Origin of the sequence: Algoriphagus halophilus (assembly GCF_900129785.1) — a bacterium.
In the GTDB taxonomy this organism is placed as follows: Bacteria; Bacteroidota; Bacteroidia; order Cytophagales; family Cyclobacteriaceae; genus Algoriphagus; species Algoriphagus halophilus.
Genome location: NZ_FSRC01000001.1, coordinates 190,124 through 216,001, shown reverse-complemented (window position 1 = coordinate 216,001; position 25,878 = coordinate 190,124). Strand labels below are relative to the sequence as shown.

General features: G+C 39.9%; 26 protein-coding genes and 1 riboswitch. Of the genes, 18 read left to right on the top strand and 8 right to left on the bottom strand.

What is annotated here, in order from left to right; translation table 11 throughout:
- Nucleotides 1–16 precede the first annotated feature (16 nt).
- A riboswitch (cobalamin riboswitch) is annotated at nt 17–234 on the bottom strand.
- A 98-nt stretch (nt 235–332) separates the two neighbouring features.
- From BUR11_RS01010 to BUR11_RS00970, 9 genes are all read left to right on the top strand, one after another.
- Nucleotides 333–1,478: an ABC transporter substrate-binding protein gene (locus BUR11_RS01010; protein WP_074222989.1), complete on the top strand. Its 1,146-nt coding sequence runs from the start codon at nt 333–335 to the stop codon at nt 1,476–1,478.
- The gene (locus tag BUR11_RS01005; protein ID WP_074222988.1) at nt 1,468–2,496 is read left to right on the top strand and encodes an iron ABC transporter permease; all 1,029 of its coding nucleotides are present in this window, start codon (nt 1,468–1,470) and stop codon (nt 2,494–2,496) included. Before BUR11_RS01010 ends, BUR11_RS01005 begins: the two co-directional genes overlap by 11 nt.
- A gap of 2 nt (nt 2,497–2,498) precedes the next feature.
- The gene (locus BUR11_RS01000) at nt 2,499–3,467 is read left to right on the top strand and encodes an ABC transporter ATP-binding protein (protein ID WP_074222987.1); all 969 of its coding nucleotides are present in this window, start codon (nt 2,499–2,501) and stop codon (nt 3,465–3,467) included.
- A gap of 122 nt (nt 3,468–3,589) precedes the next feature.
- The gene (locus BUR11_RS00995; RefSeq protein WP_074222986.1) at nt 3,590–4,039 is read left to right on the top strand and encodes a MarR family winged helix-turn-helix transcriptional regulator; all 450 of its coding nucleotides are present in this window, start codon (nt 3,590–3,592) and stop codon (nt 4,037–4,039) included.
- 74 nt (nt 4,040–4,113) lie between these two features.
- Nucleotides 4,114–5,118, top strand: a complete 1,005-nt coding sequence (locus BUR11_RS00990) for an NAD(P)/FAD-dependent oxidoreductase (RefSeq protein ID WP_074222985.1) — start codon at nt 4,114–4,116, stop codon at nt 5,116–5,118.
- Nucleotides 5,119–5,132: 14 nt separating this feature from the next.
- The gene (locus tag BUR11_RS00985; RefSeq protein WP_074222984.1) at nt 5,133–5,453 is read left to right on the top strand and encodes a 2Fe-2S iron-sulfur cluster-binding protein; all 321 of its coding nucleotides are present in this window, start codon (nt 5,133–5,135) and stop codon (nt 5,451–5,453) included.
- Between the two features lie 63 nt (nt 5,454–5,516).
- The gene (locus BUR11_RS00980) at nt 5,517–6,260 is read left to right on the top strand and encodes a hypothetical protein (protein ID WP_074222983.1); all 744 of its coding nucleotides are present in this window, start codon (nt 5,517–5,519) and stop codon (nt 6,258–6,260) included.
- A gap of 142 nt (nt 6,261–6,402) precedes the next feature.
- On the top strand, nt 6,403–6,852 hold the full coding sequence (locus BUR11_RS00975; protein WP_074222982.1) for a YybH family protein: 450 nt from the start codon (nt 6,403–6,405) through the stop codon (nt 6,850–6,852).
- A gap of 59 nt (nt 6,853–6,911) precedes the next feature.
- Nucleotides 6,912–7,289, top strand: coding sequence for a hypothetical protein (locus BUR11_RS00970; RefSeq protein WP_074222981.1), 378 nt, complete (start codon nt 6,912–6,914; stop codon nt 7,287–7,289).
- Here BUR11_RS00970 and BUR11_RS00965 read toward each other — a convergent pair.
- Nucleotides 7,286–9,211 (bottom strand): TIGR00341 family protein, encoded by a 1,926-nt coding sequence (locus BUR11_RS00965; RefSeq protein ID WP_074222980.1) that lies wholly within the window; start codon nt 9,209–9,211, stop codon nt 7,286–7,288. The genes BUR11_RS00970 and BUR11_RS00965 overlap by 4 nt on opposite strands.
- 88 nt (nt 9,212–9,299) lie before the next feature.
- On the opposite strand from BUR11_RS00965, the gene BUR11_RS00960 reads away from it, so the two are divergent.
- The 5 genes from BUR11_RS00960 to BUR11_RS00940 all read left to right on the top strand — a co-directional run bounded on the left by BUR11_RS00960 (nt 9,300) and on the right by BUR11_RS00940 (nt 14,897).
- Complete coding sequence (locus BUR11_RS00960; RefSeq protein ID WP_317045200.1) at nt 9,300–10,961, top strand: M20/M25/M40 family metallo-hydrolase; 1,662 nt, start codon at nt 9,300–9,302, stop codon at nt 10,959–10,961.
- 97 nt (nt 10,962–11,058) lie between these two features.
- Nucleotides 11,059–11,802, top strand: coding sequence for a Dph6-related ATP pyrophosphatase (locus BUR11_RS00955; RefSeq protein ID WP_074222979.1), 744 nt, complete (start codon nt 11,059–11,061; stop codon nt 11,800–11,802).
- Between the two features lie 164 nt (nt 11,803–11,966).
- Nucleotides 11,967–13,250: a CitMHS family transporter gene (locus BUR11_RS00950; RefSeq protein WP_074222978.1), complete on the top strand. Its 1,284-nt coding sequence runs from the start codon at nt 11,967–11,969 to the stop codon at nt 13,248–13,250.
- 2 nt (nt 13,251–13,252) lie between these two features.
- Nucleotides 13,253–14,581 (top strand): acyclic terpene utilization AtuA family protein, encoded by a 1,329-nt coding sequence (locus BUR11_RS00945; RefSeq protein ID WP_074222977.1) that lies wholly within the window; start codon nt 13,253–13,255, stop codon nt 14,579–14,581.
- Between the two features lies 1 nt (nt 14,582).
- A complete protein-coding gene (locus BUR11_RS00940; protein ID WP_074222976.1) occupies nt 14,583–14,897 on the top strand; it encodes an AtuA-related protein in 315 nt (104 codons plus the stop codon).
- On the opposite strand, the gene BUR11_RS00935 is transcribed toward BUR11_RS00940, so the two are convergent.
- Genes BUR11_RS00935 through BUR11_RS00925 form a run of 3 tightly spaced genes read right to left on the bottom strand, consistent with a single transcriptional unit; the run spans nt 14,890 to nt 19,815 of the window.
- Entirely contained in the window at nt 14,890–16,260 is a 1,371-nt protein-coding gene (locus BUR11_RS00935; RefSeq protein ID WP_074222975.1) for an AGE family epimerase/isomerase, read from the bottom strand. The genes BUR11_RS00940 and BUR11_RS00935 overlap by 8 nt on opposite strands.
- A gap of 28 nt (nt 16,261–16,288) precedes the next feature.
- Nucleotides 16,289–18,412: a methylmalonyl-CoA mutase gene (gene scpA / locus BUR11_RS00930; RefSeq protein WP_074222974.1), complete on the bottom strand. Its 2,124-nt coding sequence runs from the start codon at nt 18,410–18,412 to the stop codon at nt 16,289–16,291.
- Nucleotides 18,409–19,815 (bottom strand): methylmalonyl-CoA mutase family protein, encoded by a 1,407-nt coding sequence (locus BUR11_RS00925; protein WP_074222973.1) that lies wholly within the window; start codon nt 19,813–19,815, stop codon nt 18,409–18,411. Before BUR11_RS00925 ends, scpA begins: the two co-directional genes overlap by 4 nt.
- 349 nt (nt 19,816–20,164) lie before the next feature.
- Here BUR11_RS00925 and dnaA point away from each other — a divergent pair, with 349 nt between their 5' ends.
- Nucleotides 20,165–21,583 carry a chromosomal replication initiator protein DnaA gene (dnaA, locus tag BUR11_RS00920; RefSeq protein ID WP_074225041.1) on the top strand — a complete coding sequence of 473 codons (1,419 nt, stop codon included), beginning with the start codon at nt 20,165–20,167 and terminating at the stop codon, nt 21,581–21,583.
- 11 nt (nt 21,584–21,594) lie between these two features.
- Here the strand turns inward: dnaA and BUR11_RS00915 are convergent, their stop codons facing one another.
- The 3 genes from BUR11_RS00915 to BUR11_RS00905 are packed head-to-tail and all read right to left on the bottom strand — an operon-like array spanning nt 21,595 to nt 23,734.
- Nucleotides 21,595–22,332 (bottom strand): PdaC/SigV domain-containing protein, encoded by a 738-nt coding sequence (locus BUR11_RS00915; protein ID WP_159439194.1) that lies wholly within the window; start codon nt 22,330–22,332, stop codon nt 21,595–21,597.
- Between the two features lie 11 nt (nt 22,333–22,343).
- Complete coding sequence (meaB, locus tag BUR11_RS00910; RefSeq protein ID WP_074222971.1) at nt 22,344–23,330, bottom strand: methylmalonyl Co-A mutase-associated GTPase MeaB; 987 nt, start codon at nt 23,328–23,330, stop codon at nt 22,344–22,346.
- Nucleotides 23,327–23,734, bottom strand: a complete 408-nt coding sequence (locus BUR11_RS00905; RefSeq protein ID WP_074222970.1) for a hypothetical protein — start codon at nt 23,732–23,734, stop codon at nt 23,327–23,329. The genes meaB and BUR11_RS00905 overlap by 4 nt, the downstream gene beginning before the upstream one ends.
- Nucleotides 23,735–23,788: 54 nt before the next feature.
- On the opposite strand from BUR11_RS00905, the gene BUR11_RS00900 reads away from it, so the two are divergent.
- The 3 genes from BUR11_RS00900 to BUR11_RS00890 are packed head-to-tail and all read left to right on the top strand — an operon-like array spanning nt 23,789 to nt 25,429.
- Nucleotides 23,789–24,328: a CopD family protein gene (locus tag BUR11_RS00900; RefSeq protein ID WP_074222969.1), complete on the top strand. Its 540-nt coding sequence runs from the start codon at nt 23,789–23,791 to the stop codon at nt 24,326–24,328.
- Nucleotides 24,329–24,332: 4 nt separating this feature from the next.
- Complete coding sequence (locus BUR11_RS00895) at nt 24,333–24,986, top strand: SCO family protein (RefSeq protein WP_074222968.1); 654 nt, start codon at nt 24,333–24,335, stop codon at nt 24,984–24,986.
- Entirely contained in the window at nt 24,983–25,429 is a 447-nt protein-coding gene (locus BUR11_RS00890) for a c-type cytochrome (protein ID WP_074222967.1), read from the top strand. The genes BUR11_RS00895 and BUR11_RS00890 overlap by 4 nt, the downstream gene beginning before the upstream one ends.
- Here the strand turns inward: BUR11_RS00890 and BUR11_RS00885 are convergent.
- Nucleotides 25,426–25,845 carry a hypothetical protein gene (locus BUR11_RS00885; RefSeq protein ID WP_074222966.1) on the bottom strand — a complete coding sequence of 140 codons (420 nt, stop codon included), beginning with the start codon at nt 25,843–25,845 and terminating at the stop codon, nt 25,426–25,428. The genes BUR11_RS00890 and BUR11_RS00885 overlap by 4 nt on opposite strands.
- Between the last annotated feature and the right edge of the window lie 33 nt (nt 25,846–25,878).

Sequence of the window (25,878 nt, the reverse complement as noted above, 5' to 3'; positions counted from 1 at the left end):
GCTTTTCCTCCGAAAGCACAGAATCATCGAAATGGCAGGTCTCCTGGCTTACCCAATTTTGCCTGCCTTCTCAGTCTTTACAGTTGAGACCAATGGCGAGGGTTGACAAAATCCTTTGTAGGAAAATTCCTACGTGGGCTTACAGTTGCGGGGACAGCTCCGGTATTTCACCGGATTCCCTTTTAATCCAAAATCCGACATCGAATTCAGGAACCTATTTCGGCTGCAAACATAGCGGGGTTTCTATTCAAAAAAAAGTAGTCTGAAATTCTTTTTTTTGGAACTAGAAAAATCTGACACTTACTTTGGAACTTGAATAGCACCAAGCTCCAATGAATAAAATTTTTAAAATTTTCATTTTAAACCTACTGATTTTCAATGTCTTTTCCTGCAAAAGGAAAGAACAAATCCAAGAAATTGAAACTAAAAAAATCAGTCCTATTTATGCCAATGGATTCTCTTTGGAGCAAGGAGATGGATTTTGGATCGTGAAAGTTTTGAAGCCTTGGACGGGTGCTCAAGAAACTTTTTCCTATCTGGTTTTAGAAGAAAATGCGTTACCTCCTATTGGGGATTTTGATGCAACTATTCAGCTTCCAATCCAAAAAGTAATTCTTACTTCTACGACGCAAATCCCACATTTGGATCTGCTCAATGAAACCAAAAAATTGATCGGTTTCCCCAACTTGAACTTGATTTCGTCACCAATTACAAGAGACCGGATTAAGGAAGGTGAAATCACAGATTTAGGCGCTGGAGCCTCAGCCAATACTGAACTTATCATTGACACGGATCCAGATTGGATCATGATCTCCACGCTTGGGGATGATCTTCGCTATTTGGAGATTCTGAAATCAGCTGGTATTCCTGCAGTCATCAATGGTGAATATGTGGAGCAACACCCCTTAGGAAGAGCTGAATGGATTAAATTTACTGGAATCCTCCTCGGAAAATATGAGGCCGCAAAAGCTCAATTCGAGCAAGTTGAACATTCCTACTTGGAAGCTGAAAAACTTGCAACATCCATCCCTGAATCAGCAAAACCATCCGTATTAAGTGGAGTAATGTACCAAGATATTTGGTATGCACCTGGAAGAGATAGTTGGGGCGCAAAAATCCTTGAAAACGCAGGGGGGAAGTATGTTTTTGAAGATCAAGAAGGTACTGGTAGTGTACAACTTAACTATGAATTTGTATTGGATCAGGCCATGAAATGTACTTATTGGATTGGCTCTGCTGATTTCTCATCCATTCAAGCAATGGGGGAAGCTGAACCGAGATACAAGGCATTTGAAGCATGGAAGTTAGGAAATGTATATTCCTACACTCATAAAAGAGGCGAAACAGGGGGGTTGGAATATTTTGAATTGGGTTATATGAGACCTGATTTAATCTTAAAAGATTTGATTAAAATCCTTCATCCTAAGTTACTTCCTGACTATGAGTTGTATTTTTATGAACAACTCCATGAAAAATAACCGGTCTGTTACATTTATTTTCGGGGCTTTTGCCTTTCTAGTTTGCTGCTTTCTGATGAATGTCAGTTTAGGATCCGTGACCATTCCTGTTTCTAAGATTATACATGGTTTTTTTACCGGTGAATGGGAGAAGGCATCTTATGAACAGATTATTCTCCACTACAGGTTGCCAAAGGCTATCCTTGCGATTTTAGCTGGAATTGGATTGAGTATCAGTGGACTGCAAATGCAAACTTTTTTTAGGAACCCACTGGCAGGCCCCTATGTTTTAGGAATCAGTTCAGGCGCAGGTTTAGGGGTTGCTATTTTGATTCTGGCAAGTTCCGCTTTCGGATTAGGATTGGGAACAGCGATCAGCCCTTGGGCAACAGTGGTTGCCGGCACTCTTGGAGCCGCCTTGGTATTGGTTATCGTAAGTTTGGTTGCTTGGAGAATAAAAGACAGCATGACCCTATTGATTGTAGGCCTGATGTTTGGCTCTGCGGTATCAGCGATCATCTCTGTCCTTTCCTACTTTTCAGGTGCAGAGGCTTTGAAACTCTTTACAGTATGGTCCATGGGTAGCCTGGGCGGGTTGGTATGGAATCAAATTTTGGTCTTAGGCTTGGTGATTTTGCTAGGAGTGATCCCTATGATTATTTCAATTAAATCCTTTAATGCCATGCTCTTGGGAGAAAGTTATGCCAAAAGCATGGGAATCAACCCCACCCAACTTCGCTGGTTGATGATTCTAAGTACAGGATTATTGGCTGGGAGTGTGACCGCATTTTGTGGACCTATCGCTTTTATAGGCATTGCAGTACCTCATGTAGCCAGAATGATTTGGAAAACGGCAGATCACCGAATCCTATTTCCTGCTTCTGCATTGATGGGCGGTATTTTATTATTGATCTGTGATGCGATTGGACAATTACCTGGCTCTGCCCAGACCCTACCCATCAATGCCGTAACCTCCTTAATCGGTGCACCGATCGTCATCAGCTTGGTATTGAGAAAAAACTTCAGTAAAGAATTCTGAGCATGAGGAAAAAGGCAGTAATCGGTAGTAATCTTAGTTTGGGATACCAAAGAGGAGAGCTCAGAAAAGAAATTTTGAAAGGATTGAACTTCGAACTCTATTCGGGCCAACTCACCTGCTTATTAGGCCCCAATGGCGTAGGAAAATCCACTTTGGTCAAAGCGATCTTAGGGGAAATTCTACCCTGGAAGGGAAGCATCCAACTTTTTGGGGAAAACGTTCAGGAGTATTCAAGTACCAACTTGGCTAGAACCCTCTCAGTAGTGCTAACAGAACCTGTTTCTCCGGGCAATATGACTGTGGGACAATTGGTAGCTTTAGGGAGGATTCCACACACTGGATGGACTGGAAAGCTTTCCAAGCAAGATCAAGAAGCGGTCAAAAAAGCGTTGGCAGATACCAAAATCAGTTATTTGGAACAGGAACGTTTATCAGAAATCAGCGATGGTCAGCGACAGAAAGCCATGATCGCAAGAGCTTTGGCACAAAATGGCCAAATCATGATCCTGGATGAACCAACCGCTCATTTGGACCTGATCAACCGGTATGAAATCATGCATTTGCTTCGGGAAATCTGCCAAAAACAGGAGAAAGCTATATTGGTGGTTACCCACGATTTGGAGATTGCCATGGAAACTGCCGACCAATTTTGGTTGCTAACCTGTGGTCTCCCTCTTATTTCAGGAATTCCAGAAGAATTGGTGCTATCAGGAGAAATCAACCAGCTTTTGCCTGGCGATAAATTTCATTTTGATCCAGAAAAAGGAAGAATTGAAAAAAAAATAGGCTCCAGAAAATGGAAGATTGTGGGAGATCCAATTAGTAGCTTCTGGGTAGAAAAAGCGCTGGACAAATCTGGTATTCTTCCTGTATCTGAACCTATTTATGTAGAAAAATTCCCTTTCTCAATTCAATACAAAGGAATTCTGTATTCATCCCTTTCAGATTTCTTGTCTTTTTTATTGGCATAAAAAACTTTTTAAATCCCTCAGATTTAATACTTTTGTCATTTACATCACAAACCCTATAATTTTTATAGAGAATTGTTTTAACAATTCAGAAAATTCATATATTTGTCACACTAATTATTTGTATGACACAAGAGCAATTTGCAAAGTATTCGTTTCTCCTCGATCGCACTGCGCGAAAGGTGAAACAATATGCGCAGCAACAGTTTAAATCAGGGGATTTTGATGTGACGGTGGACCAGTGGTTGGTATTGAAAAATCTTTCTGAAAATCAATTGCTCAGTCAAACCGAGTTGGCACAACTGGTATTTAAAGACCACCCAACTCTAACTCGGATCATTGACTTGCTTTGTAAAAAAGGATATGTGGAGCGAATCCCGCATCCTCAAGACAGAAGAAGTTTCCAGCTGCATTTAACTGATGCAGGGGCTTCCAAAGTCACTGCTTTACGTCCTCAAATACTTGAAATCCGAGAAAAAGCATGGGAAAATCTTCATGAAACGGATTTTGAGGAGTTTAAAAGAATATTGAACACCATCTATAAAAACTTGGGCGGTCAAGAGATAGAAGAATAAATAGTTGTTATACTAATTATATTTATACGAACAAAAGCTTTCAATCTAGGGTTTACCCATAAAGTCAATATACCATGATTCACACAGACCTTTGTATCATAGGAGCCGGACCAGTTGGCCTTTTTGCAGTTTTCGAAGCAGGTTTGCTGAAAATGCGTTGCCATCTGATCGATGCATTGCCTCAGGTAGGCGGGCAGCTTTCTGAAATTTATCCTCAAAAACCTATTTATGATATTCCAGGATATCCTGAAGTAAAGGCTCAGGAATTGGTGGATAACTTGATGGAGCAAGCAAAGCCTTTCAAACCAACCTTTACCTTGGGTGAAAGAGTAGATCATTTGGATAAGCAAGAAGATGGTTCTTTCATAGTAACCACTTCAGATAAAACGCATGTCCATGCAAAGGTGATCATCATTGCAGGAGGTTTAGGATGTTTTGAACCAAGAAAGCCAGCATTGGAGAACTTGGAAACATTTGAAGGAAAAGGAATTACCTACATGGTGAAAAACCCTGAAACTTTCAGAAATAAAAAGGTGGTTCTTGCGGGTGGTGGAGACTCTGCGTTGGATTGGGCCATTTATCTTTCCAATGTTGCCGAAAGAGTGACTTTGGTACATAGAAATGAAACATTCCGTGGTGCTCCTGATTCCGCTGCGAAGGTATTTGACTTGGCCAATGAAGGTAAAATTGATTTGATTCTTTCTGCCAACTTAAAAAATGTAGGTGGAAATGGCGTATTGAATTCTGTGACCCTTGAATCCAAAGCAAAAGAAGAAATCAAAATTGATGCTGATTATTTAATCCCTTTATTTGGATTGAGTCCTAAGTTAGGCCCAATAGCAGATTGGGGATTGAGCATTGATAAGAATGCAATCGAAGTGGATACCAGGGATTATTCTACTGGAGTGGAAAGAATCTATGCCATCGGGGATATCAATACCTACCCAGGAAAATTAAAATTGATCCTTTGCGGATTCCACGAGGCAGCAATCATGATGCATTCTGCCTTCAAATATGTATATCCAGATCAAAAATTGAGCTTCAAATACACCACAGTTAATGGTGTAAATACATTTTAATTGTAATTTCGAGCATGGTTAATTTCACAGTAGAAGATCATGACGGAAACCGTCAAGAAATAGAAGCTCCAGACGATATGGGCTTTAGCCTTATGGAAATCCTAAAGGCATCAGAATATCCTGTATTGGCAACCTGTGGTGGCATGGCACTTTGTGCTACCTGCCATATTGAAGTACTGGAAGGAAAAGACGAATTAGGCGAAGCTACCGACATCGAATTAGATCAGTTGGAAAACTTACCGGAATACTATCCTACCTCCAGACTAGCTTGTCAAATAAGAATTGGGGAAATCCTAGAAGGAGCTGTCATCAAACTTAGAGGTGAGGATCAATAAATAGCCCATCCTTAAATATTCTTAAAGCCACTCAGAAATGGGTGGCTTTTGCTATTTTAGAGCATGATGAAATGGTTAGTTACAAGCATCTTATTTTTAAGCCTCGCCAAATCATTTGCTTGCGATTGTGCCAATGTGAGATTTGATGAAGCATACAGAAGATCTTCTCATGTAGTTTCAGGAAAAATAATGGACATCTCTACCTTTGAAGAAAACCCCTCCCTTCTCAAGGTTCAATTTCAGGTGTATGAGAACTTTAAAGGTTCGAGTCTTTCTGAATTTTATATTCTAGACCCTAAAAAAGCAGATGGAATGTGTCATGTTTACCTGAAAGAGGGAAAGGAGATGTTGGTGTATTTAACTTCTATTGAGGACGAACTCCCTTCTTTTGGTTTGTGCTCCCGGGCTTTTATGCTTTCCGAATTAAAAGAAAGACCTAAGGAGATCGAAATCCTAAGAAAGGTTAGAGAAAGCCAGTTGAATTACACTTCTAGCTTCTTTATTGAAACCTATAAAAATGAATTCTTTAAAAATTTCAGCTTATTAAAACCTTACCCAAACACACCCGGTTTTGGGATATATGAGATAGAGATAGACCAATTAAATTTTTGGACAGATGCTCGAATTATTGATGGATTCAATGATGATTTGGACCACAAAATCCTGACCTCAATTGAAAAGTCAAAATGGGTAGTGGATAGCTATTACTCCGATCGCCCAATCCCCACGATTGTGAAATTTTTCCTAGTGATTGAAAATGAATTTTGGGAACCTACCAACTCATTTCACTTGTCTGTGTTATTTTAAACCTATTTATTTTTCGTCTTGTTGCCCTCCTTCCAACTTGAATAGATGATCATCTTTTATCTATACCAAACTATTTCACTGCACTAAAGCCTTTAATTTCCAGAAGAAAATGTAGATTAGATTAAATTCAATCGAAATTTCTATGTGCCGAATTAGCCTATTATTCTTTTTAATTCTCCTCAGTTTCAACGCTTTCTCACAAAACCACCCTCAATCCAAAGCGACATCACAAGAAATTTTAAATCTGATCAATTCCTACTCCAAATCTAGGGAGACCAAAGACACTGTACTTCTCAAAAAAATCCTGACCAAAGAAATCGACCAATTGGTTTCTTCGGGGGAATGGAGAACTGGAATCAACGAAGCCATTAAAGGAATGATGGCCAGTTCGACCAATAACCCAGGAACAAGGACGTTACATGTAGAGAGAATTCGATTTGTCGGAGATGAGGTTGCCCTTGTAGATGCACGCTACGAAATCAAAAACCCAGATGAGTCCATCCGGAAAATGTGGAGTAGTTTCACCGTGGTCGACACTGGAAAAGGCTGGAAAATAGCAGCCATTCGAAATATGTTGCCAGCTGGAAATTGAAGCTTAATATGTAGCGGTTGGCCTCACATTTTCGTTACTGTTTTTAAAATCATGTTTCTATGAAAGCATTCATCATCCTTGTTCTAATTTTCCTTGGAGGCTGTCAGGTAGCTGATGAACAGCCCATACAAGTCGACTTTAATGATATGGATGAGATTTATGAGAAAATCATGGAGTTATCTGAATCAAAGACTTGTTCCAATTCCTCCAATTGGAAATTTACTGCGATTGGAAGTAAGCCTTGTGGTGGACCGACTGGCTACATTGCCTATCCTAATGATATCAATGAAAAAGAGTTTTTAGATCTGGTTGAACGTTATACCAAACTCCAGGCTGAATACAATCAAAAAAACAATATGGCTTCGGATTGCATGTATGTCATTTCTCCTACCCGAGTGGTCTGTGAAAATGGAAAACCGGTTTTCCAATATGATTAATCCGTTGAAATGGTATTGCTTCTATCTCCTTCATTGATCTGCCCCATACTGATCCCTAGTGTTAATTCCAATTCGATAGAAGTCCCAATTTTATCTTCAATTTCCTCTCGGATTTCCGTAAAATCAGCATCTTTCAACTCCCGGTCTGACAGGATCGTTACAGATAACCTCAAAGGCTGCATATTGATTACTTTCACATTTCGAAGTAATCCATGAGGAATTTCCTGTCCACTTAATTCTTGGATGATTCGATTTTCATTGACCATTTTTGTAAAACTCAAAGCCAATGGAGTGGCTATAGCAGCCAACAAGATCAAACTAATTACCAATCCTTTTTTGGCCAAACGAAATGGGCTGAATCCCAAGGTCAAAAATGTCAGAGCAGCTGCAACTACAATTCCTGCCAAGTTAGTCCCCAATAGCAACATGGCCCCAAAAAACACGTTCCAATCTGCCCACCCCAAGCCGATTCCTGCTACAGCCAGTGGAGGAACCAAAGCCACGGAAATAGCCACTCCTGCCAATGTTTTTGCGATTTCTTCTTTACTGTAGGCATAGGCACCAGCCATTCCTGATGCTACTGCAACTCCTAAATCCAATAAATTGGGTCGAATTCTGGCCAAAATTTGATCATTCAAAATTTGTAAAGGCGTCATCCAAGTAATGATCATGGAAAAGAGTAAACCTAACAAGACTCCCCAAAAAATAGTGACCAAACTATTCTTGATCAGCAATCCATCTTGACGAAGCATCCCCATGGACAAGGAAATAATGGGGGCCATCAAAGGTGCTAAAATCATTGCCCCAATAACCACTGGAGATGAATTTCCAAACAAACCAAATGTGGCAATCATGGTGGAGAGTACCATCAACACCAGGTAATTCCCGGTAGTTTGAGAGTTTTCCCTTAGGAGTTTGAACAATTCTTTAAATTCATCCGAAGTAGCATGTCGTACCCATGGCAAATACCCCCGAGTCAACTCATCCCTCAAACTACCCACAGGTAAGGTTTCTAGATTTTGTACCTCTCGCCCATTCCCTGCTTCTTCCTCCCTCACTTGTGCTCCAAGAAGGATTCGAACGGGATTTTCCAGGACTTTGACACTGATCTCTTTTCCTGACTTCTCTTCTCCATCAATCGCATAGGAGATTTCCTCTTCTGTGGTCAACTGTACTTCTTCTGCGGCAGCATACCCAACAAACCTTGGAAGCTGATTCCCTTTGATCGGGAAAAATAAATTTTGTAGTCCAAAGCGAATCAAAGTGATCAAACTTTTGGGAACCAGAATCAGAACATGGATCAATTGATCATTCAATCCTGAATCTCTTACGATCCTCCTAAAAATCACATTGCTTTGACAATTTGCTACTGCCAGGATTCCCATGGCAGCAGTATCTACAGTTTTGTTTTCCTCTTTATTTGGGAATTTAATTTGAACTGCTTGAAGCTTCACCCTTCTGAAAAGCTTAATGAATTGATTCAGCCTATTCCTAAGACCTTCAAAAAAGCCATTGGATTTATCTCCATATAAAATGCTTAAGGACTCCCCTATCACCAAGGAATTCAATACCAATTCATCATTGACTTGCATCAGGTCTATAGGACCAACATTTTCTGCCTCCTGAATTTCGGTTACAGCATCTTGCATGTTTTTATTGATCCCAAAACCTTTTTGCCCATGGATCAATTCAGGATGCGGAAGAAGTGCTAAGGCGATATCCGTTTGATTTAGCTGGGGAATAAGTTCCTTAAGTTGCGCGTCCGAAATCAACCCTACCAAAATCTCTCCTTTACCAATAGACTTGACTTCTAGGTCTTGAAAGCTTATTTCTTTAGATGGCTGGGTTTCAAAAAGTTCCAAACATTTAGAAACCTCCTCCTTATCCAATTGATTATCAAATACAAAAATCAGTTTATTCATTTTCAAAAAAGGTTTTCCACACTTTCAAGCTAGGCTACAAAGCTTAAGTTCTGAAAAATATCATGGGTTTTAGAAATTATTCATAAAAATGATTGCCATAATCCTTCCAATCTACCTCAAAAACAAAGTAAGTATGCCATCCATCGAAAACATGAAAGAATTAATTTCACTCAATTTATATTTATATTCCAACTACCTAAAGCAGACACCTATGAAAAACACACTTTTACTGGTCCCGGCATTTTTAGTGGCAACACTTGGTTTTGCCCAAGAAAAAATCGATCTAAACGCCATAGAAAAAATAAAAAATGAGGGGCTAAACAATTCACATGTAGAAAAAATTGCATTCGAATTAGTAGACAAGGCGGGGCCTAGACTTAGTAATTCTGAAGGATATAAAAGAGCCACAGATTACGCGGTGGACCAGTTAAGTGCTTGGGGCTTGGAAAATGCCAAAACTGAAGCATGGGGTGAATTCGGACGAGGCTGGGAAATGGAAAAAAGCTATATAGCCATGACCAAACCTTACTATATGCCTTTCATTGCTATTCCTAAAGCCTGGACTGAAAGCACCAATGGAGAAGTCAGTGGTAAAGTAGTATTCCTTGATGCCAAAACCGAAGAGGATTTAGCTCCATACAAAGGAAAACTCCAAGGAGCAATCATTGCCATCAAACCCTCTGGAGACCAGTCTCCCACTTTTGAAGCGGATGCGGTGCGATTTACAGAAGAGCAGTTGGATGCCATGGCTGCCCCAGCAAGCTCCGGTGGTGGAAGTCGTTATACTCCAGAACAAATTCAAGCGTTGAGGGCTGCAAGAGCCTTCTCCTTGCGAATAAGCGAATTTCTTAACCAGGAAGGCGCTGCATTGATCATCAAAGGTGTTAATGGCCGACACGGAACCCTTTTTACAAGCAGTCCTAGAGGTTATTTAAAAGACACTCCTGTAGGTGTACCTGAGTTGGAAACGGCTCCGGAAAATGTGAATTTATTGGCAAGGCTGGTAGAAAATGGAGTGGATGTAGAAGTAGAAGCAGAAATCAAATCGAGGTATCTTACAGATGACTTGCAAGGCTACAATGTCATTGCAGAAATCCCTGGCACCGACCCAACCTTGAAATCAGAATTGGTGATGTTGGGAGGCCATTTGGACTCTTGGCATGGTGCAAACGGTGCAACAGATAACGCGGCAGGTTGTATCGTGATGATGGAAGCTGTAAGAATTCTGAAAGCCACAGGATTACAACCAAGAAGAACCATCCGAATCGCACTTTGGGGAGGGGAAGAACAGGGTCTACATGGATCAAGAAATTATGTTCAAAATCATTTCGCTGACAGGGCTACAATGGAATTGAAACCAGATCATGAAAAACTTTCTGCTTATTACAATATTGACAATGGTACTGGCAAGATCAGAGGAATTTATTTGCAAGGAAATGAAGCAGTAGGTCCAATTTTCGATCAATGGTTTGAACCAGTGGATGATTTGATTGAAAATAGAACCATCACCATCCGAGATACCGGAGGTACAGACCATCAAAGTTTTGATGGAGTAGGTCTACCTGGATTTCAGTTTATTCAAGATCCTATTGAATACAGAACCAGGACTCATCATACCAACATGGATAATTTTGAGCGATTAGAGCTGAATGACTTGAAGCAAATGGCGGTCATTGTAGCTTCCTTTGTTTATAATACCGCTCAAAGGGATGAAAAACTTCCTAGAGAAGAACTCCCTAAAGTAGAGTAACCCAAACTCATCAAAGGCTCTGTGAACTATCAGGGCCTTTGATTTTTTTGCAATTCAAAATTTAAAATACCTTCGTATTTGGTATAAAAAACACCCCATGTCTCTCAATAAAGCTATTTTCAACTGGAGCGGAGGAAAAGACTCCGCTCTTGCACTTTATAAAATCCTCCAAAAAAAAGAATTTGAAGTCCAAACATTACTGACTAGCATCAGCCAGCAATTTCAACGTATTTCCATGCATGGCGTCAGAAAAGAGCTCTTGGTGCAACAAGCTAAAAGCATTGGACTACCATTAACCATTATGGAAGTTCCTGAAATGCCAACCATGGAAAGTTATGAGACTGCCATGCGAAACACCCTACAACCTTTGGTAGATCAGGGAGCTGAAGCCAGTATTTTTGGAGATATATTTTTAGAGGACTTACGATCCTATCGAGAAAATAAATTAGCAGAAATCGGCCTAAAAGGAATCTTTCCGATTTGGAAGCAACCTACCCCTGATCTTATCAGAGAATTTATTGATTTAGGGTTCAAAACCGTCACCACCTGCGTCAATGAAAAATACTTAGATCAAAGTTTTGCTGGAAGAGTAATCGATGAAGATTTTTTAAAAGAGCTCCCAAAAAATGTCGACCCATGTGGTGAAAATGGAGAGTTTCACACCTTCGTATTTGATGGACCCTTATTTTCAAATCCCATTTCTTATTCCACCGGAGAAACTGTTTACCGGAAATATGAGGCTCCAAAAAAAGAGAATTCCAACGATTGTTTCCAGGACGATCACAAAAAAGAAGATCCCTATGATTATGGATTTTGGTTTACAGATTTGATTCCAATATAATTATTAAAATCATGCAAATGATTTAATATTGTATCGTTTTGAAACAATGAATATTATCAGTTAATTGGGCCTAGCAATTAACCCAATCAGATGATTTTCACTGCTCAAAAACCAGTTGACTCCGACCTATCTGACCAGGAAATAAAGATGAAAACTTTATATCTATGTTAGCAGTTTGGGGACTTATCACAATCGTATTACTCTTCCTTTTGGTAATTGGGAAGAAAGTATCTCCGGTCATAGCACTTATCCTAATACCGGTGGCCACAGGTATTTTAGCAGGATTTTGGAAAGAATTGCCAAGCCTAATTGCAGATGGACTTATCAACATAGCTCCAACTGGGCTGATGTTTATTTTTGCCATCTTGTTTTTCGGAATCTTGATGGATGCCGGAACTTTTGACCCCATCATTGATAGACTTCTAAATTTTGCAGGTAATGATCCTGTGAAAATTGCCATAGCCACTGCAATTTTGGCAATGCTCATTCATTTGGATGGTTCAGGTGCCGTAACTTTTTTAATTGCTGTTCCTGCCCTTACCCCCGTTTATGACCGAATGAACATGAGCAGATTAACCCTTGCCTCCATTGTGGCATTGTCTGCAGGAACTATGAATATTCTTCCTTGGGGAGGTCCCACTTTAAGAGCTGCTACCGCATTAAGCATTCCTGTTACAGATCTATTCAATCCGATTTTAATCCCAGTTCTAGTGGGATTATGCACCGTCTTAGCCATTGCTTATAGATTCGGCTTACAGGAACGAAAAAAAATCAGCCTGACTTCGCAAAATCCCCTAACTGAGAAAAAAACAGAAGGAAAGTCTCTCAACCAAATACTTTTCTGGTTCAATATCTTAACTGTAATAGTGGCCATTGGAAGCATTATATTTAGCCTTGCACCTCCACATATCGTATTTATGATTGCTTTTGCAATCACATTATTGGTCAACTACCCCAAAGTCTCAGACCAAAGAAAAATAATTGACAATCATGCAAAAGAAGCCATGCTAATGGCCAGCATCCTATTTGCAGCAGGTTGTTTTACAGGAATTTTGAAAGGCACAGGAATGATCGAAGCAATGGCTTCAGAAATAGTACATCTGATTCCATCTCAAGTAGGAAGAGAGATCCCCTTGATCACAGGGATTTTTGCTATGCCTGCAAGCTTACTCTTTGATCCAGACTCCTTTTATTTTGGCATATTACCTTTATTATCCACCACTGCAGAACATTTTCAAGCATCAGGTTTAGAAGTGGGAAGAGCCGCCATATTAGGTCAGATGACTACAGGTTTTGCAGTCAGCCCGCTTACAGGATCGACCTTTTTACTCATTGGTTTGGCAGGAGTAGAATTAGGAGAGCATCAGAAAAAAACAATACCTTGGGCATTTTTAATCACCTTGATCATGGTTTTCGTTTCAGTCCTGATAGGTGCTATAAGTATTTAATAATGGAAAAGGAAAAACTAAGAATCGGATGTGGAGCTGGATTTTCAGGTGACCGATTAGAACCTTCGGAAATTCTGGCCGAAAAAGGAAACCTGGATTATCTGGTGTTGGAATGCCTGGCAGAACGAACTATTTCTCTAGCACAGAAAAGAAAAAAAGAAAACCCTTTGCTTGGATATGATCCCTTATTGGAAAGAAGAATCCAACGATTACTCCCGATTCTAATCAAAAAAAAGGTCCGATTGATCACCAATATGGGTGCAGCAAATCCCTTAGAAGGAGGTAAAAAAATCATTGAAATCGCTGATCAACTTGGACTAAAGGTAAAAGTGGCCATTGTCCATGGGGATGATGTATTTAACCAATTGGATTTAAATGAAAAAACCTTAGAATCTGGCACTCCTCTCTCATCCTATCGCAACATCGTTTCCGCAAATGCTTATTTAGGAATTGACTCCATCCTACCAGCTTTGGAAACTGATGCCGACATTGTTCTCACGGGTAGAGTTGCTGACCCTTCTTTATTCCTTGCCCCTATGGTCAAAGAATTAGGTTGGGATAGGATGGATTCAACAATACTTGGCCAAGGGACTGTGTTGGGACATTTGATGGAATGTGCAGGTCAAATCACGGGAGGATACTTTGCCGATCCCGTTTCCAAGCCTGTTCCAGATATGGATATTTTGGGACACCCTATTTTGGAAGTTTCAAAAGATGGAACTGGAATCATCAGCAAGGTACAAGGAACAGGAGGATTGATTTCTACCCAAACTGCAAAGGAACAATTGCTATATGAAGTATTGGATCCATATGCTTATTATACACCCGATGTAATTGCGGATTTCTCCAAGGTTCAAATTGAAGAAATAGGAACAAACCAAATCAGAATTTCTGGAGGGGATGGAAATCCTGCACCCGAAACCTTAAAGGTATCGGTAGGGTATGAAGCCGGATATTTAAGTGAAGGTGAAATTTCCTATGCAGGAGCCAATGCAAAAGAACGGGCATTTCTTGCTGGAGAAATTATCGAAAAAAGAATTTCAGAAGCATTTGATGAATTTCGAGTGGACTACATAGGATTATCCTCTTTACACGGAACAGCACTTTCTAAGGATTCTGTCCCTTATGAGGTACGCTTGAGGGTTGCAGGAAAAACCCAAGATTCTACGCTATCCACCCTAGTGGGTGAAGAGGTAGAAGCATTATATACCAATGGTCCAGCAGGCGGCGGCGGAGCAAGAAAAAACACCCATCAATTAATGGGCGTTGTTTCCGTACTGATGAAAAGGACTTTAATAACTCCCAAACTAACGCTGATTGAATCCTATTAACATGAAAACAAAACTCTCAAAAATCGCTCATGGAAGAGCCGGAGATAAAGGAAATACCTTGTTGCTTTCACTGATCCCCTATGATCCTCTCAATTTTGAAAAACTGGTCAATTATGTGACAATAGAACGTGTAAAAAGTCATTTACACCATCAACTCAAAGGAGAGATCAAACGATTTGTTTTGCCGGAATTAAAGGCTATCCAATTCATTTGTCAGGATTCATTGGGGACTGGAGTAACCACCTCTATAGCAATGGACACCCACGGAAAATCTCTAAGTTATGCCTTGTTGGAAATGGAAATAGAAATCAATTGACATCAAGTTCAACCCCTTCTTGTTCACTCATTTCTCTTAAACGAGAAATACAATGATCCAATGATCGATAGTGATGATAAATACCTTTCCAGATATTTCCTTTCCCCACCGTCCTCAATTCAGGTTGCTTATCTAATCCACCTGAGTACCAGTCTCCATGTTCATGATCTATAAGGTAGGTATCGGTATATCCCCAGAGCGTTAAGAATTTCTGAAAATAGTCTTGGGGATCTTCCGGATATAATTCTGCCATTAAAAGAAGTGCATTCATCCCCTCTGCCTGTGCCCACCAATTTTTGGTATCATGAGTAATCCGGAATCCATCGTTGAAATAATATCCCTCATCATAAAAGCCTCCTACTTCATAATCCCATCCAAATTCCAGGGCATGATCAATCATCTTCTTGGCAATTCGATGAGTGGTTTCATCATGAGCCCAGCCCAATTCTTCTGAAGCTTCAATCATTAAAAAGCCCGTTTCCACATCGTGACCAAAAGAAACATGATCGAGGTTATGATGATTCAAAATCACCTCATCTGTAGAATCTCTAAAGGTTACGGGAGTCCAATCCCGTAACAAGAATAAGGTCAAATACCCTTTTTCAGTCACTATCTGATCCTGGATCAATAATAACATCTCCTCCAATCTCTTTTTCAAAATTTGATCTGGCCATACCTGGTACAATTCCGTAAATGCCTCCAAAATATGGATTGAGCTATTTTGGTCCTTATATCCCAAATCAGAGGTTGAAAGAGTAGCACTTGATCTAGAAATCGGGGTTCCATCTGGGGCTAAATGCTGGTAATATCCTCCATAGATAGAGTCATGGGCATGTAAGTCCAGCCATTGAAAGGCATCCTGAGCCAATTCTAAAGCGGATTCATCCTTGGTAGCATCATAATAGGCAGCTAATGCAAAGATACCAAAGGCATTTCCATAGGCCGTTTTCATCGGGTCCCCAATTGGATTCCCCTGTTTGTCCACCAACCAATAAAACCCTCCATGTTCGGGGTCCCACATTTTATCTTTTAAAAATTCATACCCGTGTTTGGCTCCCTTCAAATAATAGGAAGTCTCTGGATACTTCTTGGAAGCTTTCGAGTTCGTCCAAACATGGCGGGATTGGGTCACAATCATTTTCTCCTGTTTTTCTCCAGGAATAAAATCGTAGGAAAAATTACTTAAGAACCCTCCATCGATGGTATCCATTGCTTGGGGATACCATTGATCCAAAACCTCTGTTTTGAGGTGCTGCTCCATTTGGTCTGCAAGGACTTCCTTAGGATTCTTGACACTTTCTTTTTCTTTACACGAAAACAGCATCAATAGGGAAGAAAAAAGTAAGAAAAAGGAGAGCTTCATACGGTTTTGGGTCAATGAATTAGAATTTTCACTCTTCGGACAACTTTGTTAATACTTTGATGGCCGCATCTGACAACACAGTCCCAGGCCCAAAAACCGCTGCTACACCCGCATCAAAAAGAAATTGATAATCTTTGGAAGGGATCACTCCTCCTGCAACCACCATAATGTCTGGTCTTCCCAATTCCTTCAAGGCATGAATTAACTGAGGAACCAAGGTTTTATGTCCGGCAGCCAAGGAAGACACTCCTACCACATGCACATCATTCTCTATCGCCTGTTCTGCCACCTCTTCCGGAGTTTGGAACAAAGGTCCGATATCCACATCAAACCCTAGATCAGCAAAACCGGTGGCAATGACTTTAGCTCCCCGATCATGTCCATCCTGTCCCATTTTCGCGACCATGATTCTTGGTCTTCTTCCTTCCTCTTCCGCAAATTTATCTGAGAGGGCAATGGCCTTTTGAAAAGATTCTTGATTTTTCACTTCTGCTGCATAAACTCCTGTGATCGATTTATTTTGAGCCTGATGTCTTCCATATACCTCTTCCATAGCTATGGAAATTTCTCCCAAAGTCGCTCTATTCCTAGCCGCATCAATAGCTAACTCCAGTAGATTTCCATTCCCTGATCTGGCACATTCAGTAATTGCCTGAAGACTTTTTTCGACCTCTTCTGGATCTCTTTCTGATTTTACTCGCTTAATTCTCGCTACCTGAGATTCTCTTACTGCTTGGTTATCTACATCCCTCACTTCAATCTCTGATTCATCCTCCACTTGAAACCGGTTTACCCCTACAATGATGTCCTTCCCACTGTCAATTCTTGCTTGCTTTTTTGCCGCAGCTTCTTCAATTCTCAATTTTGGAAGTCCAGATTCAATCGCTTTTGCCATCCCCCCCAATTTCTCCACCTCTTCGATCAATTCCCAAGCTCTCTTTACCAATTGGTCAGTCAAATATTCCACATAATAAGAACCTCCCCAAGGATCCACCACATGCGCAATTCCTAATTCTTCCTGCAAGACAAGTTGGGTATTACGTGCAATTCTTGCAGAAAAGTCGGTCGGTAAAGCAATGGCTTCATCCAAAGAATTCGTATGCAAAGATTGGGTATGCCCCATGACTGCACCCATTGCCTCCACCGCTGTTCTGGTCACGTTGTTAAAAGGATCTTGCTCTGTCAAGGACCAACCTGAGGTTTGACAATGAGTTCTTAAAGCCAAGGATTTTGGAGACTTTGGATTAAACTTCTGGACAATTTTGGCCCACAATAGTCTTCCTGCTCTCATCTTGGCAATCTCCATGAAATAATTCATTCCTATGGCCCAGAAAAATGAGAGTCTTGGCGCAAAATCATCTATATCCAAACCAGCTTTTACCCCTGTTTTCAAATATTCCCAACCATCTGCCAGGGTATAAGCCAACTCTAAATCTGCGGTTGCACCCGCTTCTTGCATATGATAACCAGAAATGGAAATGGAATTGAACTTGGGCATGTTTTCCGCTGTATATTCAAAAATATCAGCTATGATTTTCATCGAAGGTTGAGGAGGATAGATATAGGTATTCCGAACCATAAACTCCTTTAAAATATCATTTTGGATCGTCCCACTTAACTGGGCTGGTTTCACCCCTTGCTCCTCGGCAGCTACGATATAAAATGCCAAAATCGGAATCACCGCACCATTCATCGTCATGGATACGGACATATGATCCAAAGGAATTTGATCAAAAAGAATTTTCATATCCTCCACAGTATCTATCGCTACTCCAGCTTTTCCCACATCTCCCACTACCCTCGGGTGATCTGAGTCATATCCCCTATGGGTTGCAAGATCAAATGCCACTGAAAGTCCTTTTTGCCCTGCAGCTAAATTTCTTCTGTAAAAAGCATTGGATTCCTCTGCTGTGCTAAAACCTGCATATTGACGTATGGTCCATGGTCTGATCGCATACATGGTACTATAAGGTCCTCTTAAATAAGGAGGAATCCCCGCCGCAAAATGAATATGAGGAAGTTTCTGAATCGCTTGAGGATCAAATTCTGAAGGGACTTTGATTTGTTCAGGAGAATCCCACACCTCTTCTTTTACCTGCGTTTTACCCTCAATGGATGGTTTTCTCTGCCAATTATTAAAATCAGGTCTCATGATTGGTTTAGGGTTTTCTTTTCTAATAAATAAGTAGCTCGAGAAGGCTTCAGTTCATGCGATTCCTCAACTATCTTCTCAAAGGATATTTTCCCAGCTGAATCATCTTTTTCCTCATATTTATTTGCCCCCACTTTTATTTTCTCCTGGGTTACATAAGATTCTTGAATTAAACTCCGCTCCTTTCTCACTATCTCCTGGATTTGCCGAGATTTGAAATTCTTCAGCCAACCTCCTTTCTCTTCAAGATTCCTTAATTCCTCCAAGATTTTTTTTCTTAGATTTTCTACCAGTGAATCTATATAATAAGACCCTGCGGCGGGATCCATCACTTTATCCAAATAGCTTTCTTCTTTCAGAATGTTGGAAACATTTCTGGCCATTCTTTTTTCTAATTCGGAGGCTTTTTCTCCTAATGCTGGACGAACCCAAAGAGTATCTGCTCCCCCAAAGATGGCAGACATGGCTTCATAGGTTTGTCTGATTAAGTTTGAATTTTGATCCATCAAAGATTTACTCCAAGTACTACTGGAAATGATAAAATGAAGCGAAGCAGGAGATATTTCCTGCCCTAGGTTAAAAGCAAGCTCTTGCAATAAAATTCTAATAGCTTTCAGCTTGGCGATTTCTGGAAAAAACAACTCTCCAACACTACAGTATACTGCCATATTATCAAAAAGCATGGCTGTAGACACCGCTTCTTTAATGAATGCGTCCATCATTTCTACCATCTCAGCCAACCCTAAGAAACTCTGCTGAATGCCATTTGCTCCGGAATCCTCATACATGGAGAAATTCAAGGTCATGGGGTAAAAATCACGGAAAGCCGAAAGCTTTCCGATCATTTCAGCACCTAATTTTATATTTTCTTGAAAATCCCCATTCCGTTTGATTAAATCCGAAGTGGGTGACCAAAGGATTGCACCTTGTAGCATTCCGGGCTTCACATGAAGGGATTCAATCCAATCCATAATTTGATTAAATAGGATTCTTGGTGAAGAAAGAGGTACAAAATAAAGTTGAATAAACTCCGTCATTACCCCTTTCAAAATCTCATGTAAGTTTTCTGTTCCTCGAAGGTGAATGATGATAGCATCTGCCCCTTGCTGTAAAACAGAAAGGATTTCTTGATTACAATCTTTATCATCAGTTGGATAAAAAGAAACGGCGTTATTCCAGATTCTTGGAGAAAAGCCAGGTAATTTAGCTTCTTCGTGAAATCTGATTGCAGAAATAGGTTTAGCGATATCCTCGGGACAATAAAACGGGAGAACTTCCACTTCATTCCACACTTTATGGATTAAGGTCTGTTTAAAATCCTTTCCTTTCAAGTCTTTTTTTACCTGCTCAACCCACTGCTCTTTTGTAACATCCAAAAAATTGTAAAAAGATTCTTTTATCATATTGGGTTTATATTTTTTATTCTTACCAAAAATAACCAAATGTGGACGAAAGCCATGAGTTGTAATTTAAATGAAAAAATAACTCTTACTTAAAAAGTTTAATTATTTGACTATCAGCTATAAATAAACCCTCAAAATTACAGAAACTCATAATAATTTCATTTTTGCCTATAAAATAGATTGAGTTTGGTTCAATTTTAGTGGCAAAATTTCATTTTGTTATTAATATTTCAATGGATAAAAAATCCATTATTTCAAGTCAAATCGAATTTTTTATTTACCTGAATTTTCTCCAAATTTGATGCCCCTGTTATCTCAGGGCCCATCAGATTTTCAGAAATCTTCTCTAATGAGTTCAGAAGCTAGCGCCGTTTGGAATGAATGTTTACGTGTTATCGAACAACACGTCAATGATCAGAGCTTTTCAACTTGGTTTAAGCCAATAAACCCAGTTAAACTCGAAGGAACAAATCTTACGATTCAGGTTCCTAGTCAGTTTTTTTACGAGTGGCTGGAAGATAATTATGTTCAAGTTTTAAAGCTTGCCATTAAAACGACTTTAGGCCAAGGTGGAAGGCTGGAATATGCCGTGGTGGTAGACCGTGGAAATTCTGCCAATCAACCCTATGTGGTTTCTTACCCGCAGGGAAACAATGGCAAAAAAGGTGCTCCAAATCCTCCTGAAGAACAACGCACTCCATTTGAAATGAAATCTCTGGATGCGGAGGCCCTGACAAAAAGCAACTTAAATCCGAATTACACTTTCTCAGCTTACATAGAAGGGGATTGTAATAGGTTAGCTAGATCAGCAGGGTTTGCAGTAGCTACCAAACCTGGCATTACTTCTTTCAACCCCTTAATGGTATATGGTGGAGTTGGACTGGGTAAAACCCACCTTGTACAGGCTATCGGAAACGAAATCAAAAATGGCCCTGAAGATAAGTTTGTGCTATATGTTTCCTCTGAGAAATTTGTGAACCAATTCATGGATTCCATCAAGGACGGAAATGTGAAGAGTTTCACAAACTTTTACATGCAGGTGGATGTCCTGATTATTGATGACATCCAATTCTTAGCAGGTAAAGACAGAACACAGGAAATGTTCTTCCATATCTTTAACCACTTACACCAAAACAAGAAGCAAATCATCATGACCTCTGATTGTCCTCCGAGGGATTTGAAAGGATTGGAGGAACGATTGCTTTCTCGTTTTAAATGGGGGCTGACGGCAGATCTTCAAATGCCTGATTTTGAAACCAGGGTAGCAATTATTCGAAGAAAAATGCAGTCTGAAGGAATTTCTATTCCAGATGACGTGGTAGAATACTTGGCTTATACAGTCGACACCAACGTACGCGAGCTGGAAGGTATTCTTATTTCATTGATTGCACATGCTTCCTTGAGTCGGGTGGAAATCAGCCTAGAGCTTGCCAAGACGGTGATGAAAAACATCATCAAAGACATAGAAACTGAGGTTGGGATTGATTATATCCAAAAAACAGTTTCCGAATATTATGGTATTGCGCTTGATGACCTCAAAGCAAAAACACGTAAAAAAGAAATTGTGGTGGCGAGACAGGTAGCCATGTATTTTTCTAAAGAATTCACCAACCACTCTTTAAAGTCTATTGGATATCATTTTGGAGGTAGAGACCATTCCACGGTAATCCATGCTGTACAAACAGTAAATGACTTAATGGAAACGGATAGCTCTTTCCGAAATGCAGTGAATGAATTAAAGAAAAAATTCAAAATGAGATCCTATTAAAAAAGAGGATTTCACTTTTTTACCATTCCTTCCAATTCATCTAAACCAAACTCTAACTCTGTGTACCCTAAGGAATAGGGGCCTATTTCATATGGGATATATATGAGCTTCAGCTTGTCTCCTTCATACCCAAAGGCATTTGGAATAAAGAACCCAGTATCAGGCAAAAAGAAGCGCCCATCATCCTTCAAAGCAACACCCTTTTCTACTTGATGGTATTCCCTAAAAGCTTGTTCCGCTAATTCTAGAAACTTTTCTTGATCAAGGATTAATTGTTCCTCTGACAGAAGGGATCCAGAGTTCTTATCAAAATTTAAAAAATTGACACTGGAATTTGGATGTGCTCCTCCTGTAAAATTGAATTCAGTAAATTTGATACTGACCAAACTATCCGACTCATACGTTTTCTCTGAGTCAATTTCAATCGTCCATCCCCCTGGAGAATCAGGAAAATCCTGTTTGAACCTATTATAGGAGGTCACAAAGTCCTCAGCAGCTGTTGCCAAATCTGCAAAGACGGTGTCTTGCCTAAAATAAGCCAACAAATGGCTAAGGACAGCCTTATTGATGTGAGTTCCTGCATCGGCCCCAACAGCTTCCTCCCAGCCAATTTTTACTTTTGCACAGGGTTCAGCAGAACAGGGTTCTGTGACAAATTCTTTCTTTGAAAAACTTAAACTTTGCCTTTCCTCCTTGGAAGAATGACAGCCTATCAAAGCGAGAAGTAGGATTATTGAAAACGCCTTCATGAGAAACTTCATTAATCTTTAAAAAATAAATCCATCAATTCTCTGGCCAAAGAAAGCGGGCTCACTTCACCGGATTGCACTTTCACTTTTTCCGAGGCAAGTTTGGCTTGAATTTGAGGACTCTCCAGAAATCTGTGAATCAATAAAAACTGAAGGTTCTCTTCCAGCCATTTCATCCGTTGTTCAGACCTGTTTTTCTCCTTAAACCCAGATTCCAAAGTAATCGCTTCATAACTTGAAATCATGTCCCAGATCTTATCCAATCCAAAATTGGTAATGGAAGATGCGATAGAAACAGGAGGTGTCCAACCACTTTCACTGAGAGGAAATAAATGCAAGGCATTTTGATACGTGGATTTAGCTTTTTTTGCCAACACTAAATTATCCCCATCTGCTTTATTGATTACGATTCCATCAGCCATTTCCATAATTCCTTTTTTGATTCCCTGCAGCTCGTCACCTGCACCTGCCAGGACAAGCAATAGGAAGAAATCCACCATATTTTTGACGGAAGTTTCTGACTGTCCTACGCCCACAGTTTCCACCAAAATCACATCATATCCAGCTGCTTCACATAAAAGCATGGCTTCCCTAGTCTTAGCTGCCACTCCTCCTAAGGTATCTCCAGCAGGGCTGGGTCGAATAAAGGCATTTTTATTCAAAGACAATTTTTTCATTCGGGTTTTGTCACCAAGGATACTTCCCTTACTCTTTTGACTACTTGGGTCAATAGCCAGAACAGCAAGCTTCTTCCCTTTTTCCAATAAAAGATTTCCAAAGGATTCTATAAATGTACTTTTCCCTACCCCTGGAACCCCCGTAATCCCAATACGAATTGATTTTCCTGTAGCCGGTAAAATATCCTGGACCAACTGAGAAGCTAATCTTGCATCTTGTTCCAGACTACTTTCCACCAAAGTGATGGCGCGGCTTAGTACCACCCTATCTCCTTTTAGAATTCCAGATTTAAATGCTTCTAGGCTTAATCTTTTCTTCATTCCGGATATCCTTCAATAAATTTCACATCTCCCATGGGTCCTTTTTCATAGGTGGCAATGAGGTAGGGGATAAATCCTGAAGAAAAATAAGGAGGAGTTGGAGAAAGACTAATTTCCTGATTTACTTCCTCAGAGAAAAAAAACACCAGGGTCCTTCCATATTTGGTGTGCGGTTGAAAATCCCCAAATGCCCTCATCCATTCCTGGTCCGTATCCAAGGCTTTCACAGCAATAATCCGAACAACTGGCCCTGTATTATTCTCATTTCGATAATTGGAGATTGGAGTATATTTTCCTTCAAACTGTTCCAATCCAGGTTGAGTCAGACTTTCCATCCCTATCCAAAAAACAAGGACAAGGACCAATAAAGTCAATAAATAGAAAATCAATTTTGAGCTTTTCAAGAACTTAAGAGGGTTTACGAGGTTTAGACCTTAATTTAGCCGAAAATTCTGACAATGGGATTCGAGTACATAAAGGCTTTACACATCATTTTCGTAGTCACCTGGTTTGCAGGGCTTTTCTACATCGTTCGATTATTTATTTATCAGACGGAAGCAATGGAGCGACCGGAACAGGAACGTGCCATTCTAAAGCCTCAGCTTGACTTGATGGCTTCCAGACTTTGGTACATTATTACCTGGCCATCTGCCATTCTTACGTTAATCTTTGGAACATGGGTTCTAAGTTACCGAGTGGGTTATTTAGAAATGGGATTCATGCATGCCAAATTAGCTTTTGTTCTTCTGCTCTATGGCTATCATTTTGGTTGTCATAAATTATTCAAAGAATTACAAGCTGGTAGAACTAGATGGAGCTCAACTCAGTTGAGGATATGGAATGAGGCCTCCACCCTATTGTTATTTGCAATAGTATTCCTCATTGTTCTTAAAAATCTGCTCAGCATGGTTTGGGGTTTATTAGGTTTGATAGGCCTTGGAATCACCTTAATGATTGCCATCAGGATTTATAAAAAATACAGAAATAAAAATTCATGATCCCATGAAATTCAAAGTTAGCATCCCTTTATTCACCATCATTGCCTTCAGTTTATGGCAATGCAATCCTGCACCTGTGGAAAACGAAGGACCACTACCAATCCTTGGTAATTTCCATGTCAATGAAATCGAAATCGAGGGAAAAATCCTGAAGGACACAGTATATCATACCATAGCCGACTTTGCATTTGTAAATCAGGACGGTGACACAATTACCAATTCGGATGTCAACGGCAAAGTATATGTGGCTGATTTTTTCTTTACTACTTGCCCTACGATTTGCCCTATCATGAAAAAAGAGATGTTAAGGGTCTATGACCAATACAAAGACCACTCAAACTTCAAAATTTTGAGTCATTCTATTGACCCAAGACACGATACTCAGGAAGTTTTGAAAGACTATTCTGTCAAATTGGGAATTCCAGATGCAAGCACTTGGAATTTCTTGACAGGAGATTCCGAAAAGATCTTTGAAATAGGACAAACCAGCTACTTGACTACAGCCATGGAGGACCAAAATGAAGCAGGTGGCTTTTTACACAGTGGTGCGTTTTTACTCATCGACCAAAAAGGTAGGATTAGAGGGGTGTACGATGGAACCAAAGAAGACCAAGTCACCAAATTAATTAATGATATTCCAAAAATTCTAGGAGAATGAAAGGTTTGATTTTCCTGATGCTTCCAGTTTTCTTCTTTGCTTGTGCTCCAAAATCATCCAATGAAGAAAATACGCTAGCCAAAATTTCAGATCCAGAAGTGATGAAATATGCGATTGCAGGAAAAACACTGTATGAAAATCATTGTGGAAACTGCCATCAGAGTAATGGAGAGGGATTAGGAAATTTAATTCCTCCTCTTAAGGATTCCGATTATTTCAAAGCAAGCATCCATAGAAGTGTATGGATCATGAAATACGGACAAAAAGGAGAAATTACGGTCAATGGTAAAATTTACAATCAAGAGATGCCAGCAAGTCCTAGGTTGACCCCATTGGAAATTTCTCAGATCAGCACCTATCTCTATAATATCTGGGGATTAGAAGAGGGGAAGATCACTTCATCTGATGTAGAAAAATATTTGAAAGCTAAGCCGGAATTTTAACTGGGAAGCATTTCATCAGCTTTAGTCAACACCTCTTTAAATTGAGCATTGACTTCCGAAATCTTGATCAGTTGTTCATCTAAAAACACCTTCACCTCTTCTGGCGTTCTATCTCCATCAGTTGCCTCATATTGATGCATCCAATCAAACATTCCATCGTATGCTGCATTCAAGTCCACTGCTAATACCTTCAATTCTTCAATTCGGGCGGTATCTGGATTTTCTTCTTCCAATCGATCAATTTCCTGATTAGCCTTTTTCTCAAGACTTTTTAACCTGCCCATCATCGGCATTACTTCATCATGAATCTCAATAATTTTTTCACGCATCATCAAATTTTGCTCCTGGATGCTAGGTCCACAGGAAGTAAGCACTATTAATAATACAAAAGTTAAAATTGAAATATATCGAATCATGATTAGGGTAATTACTACACCAAAGATACTATT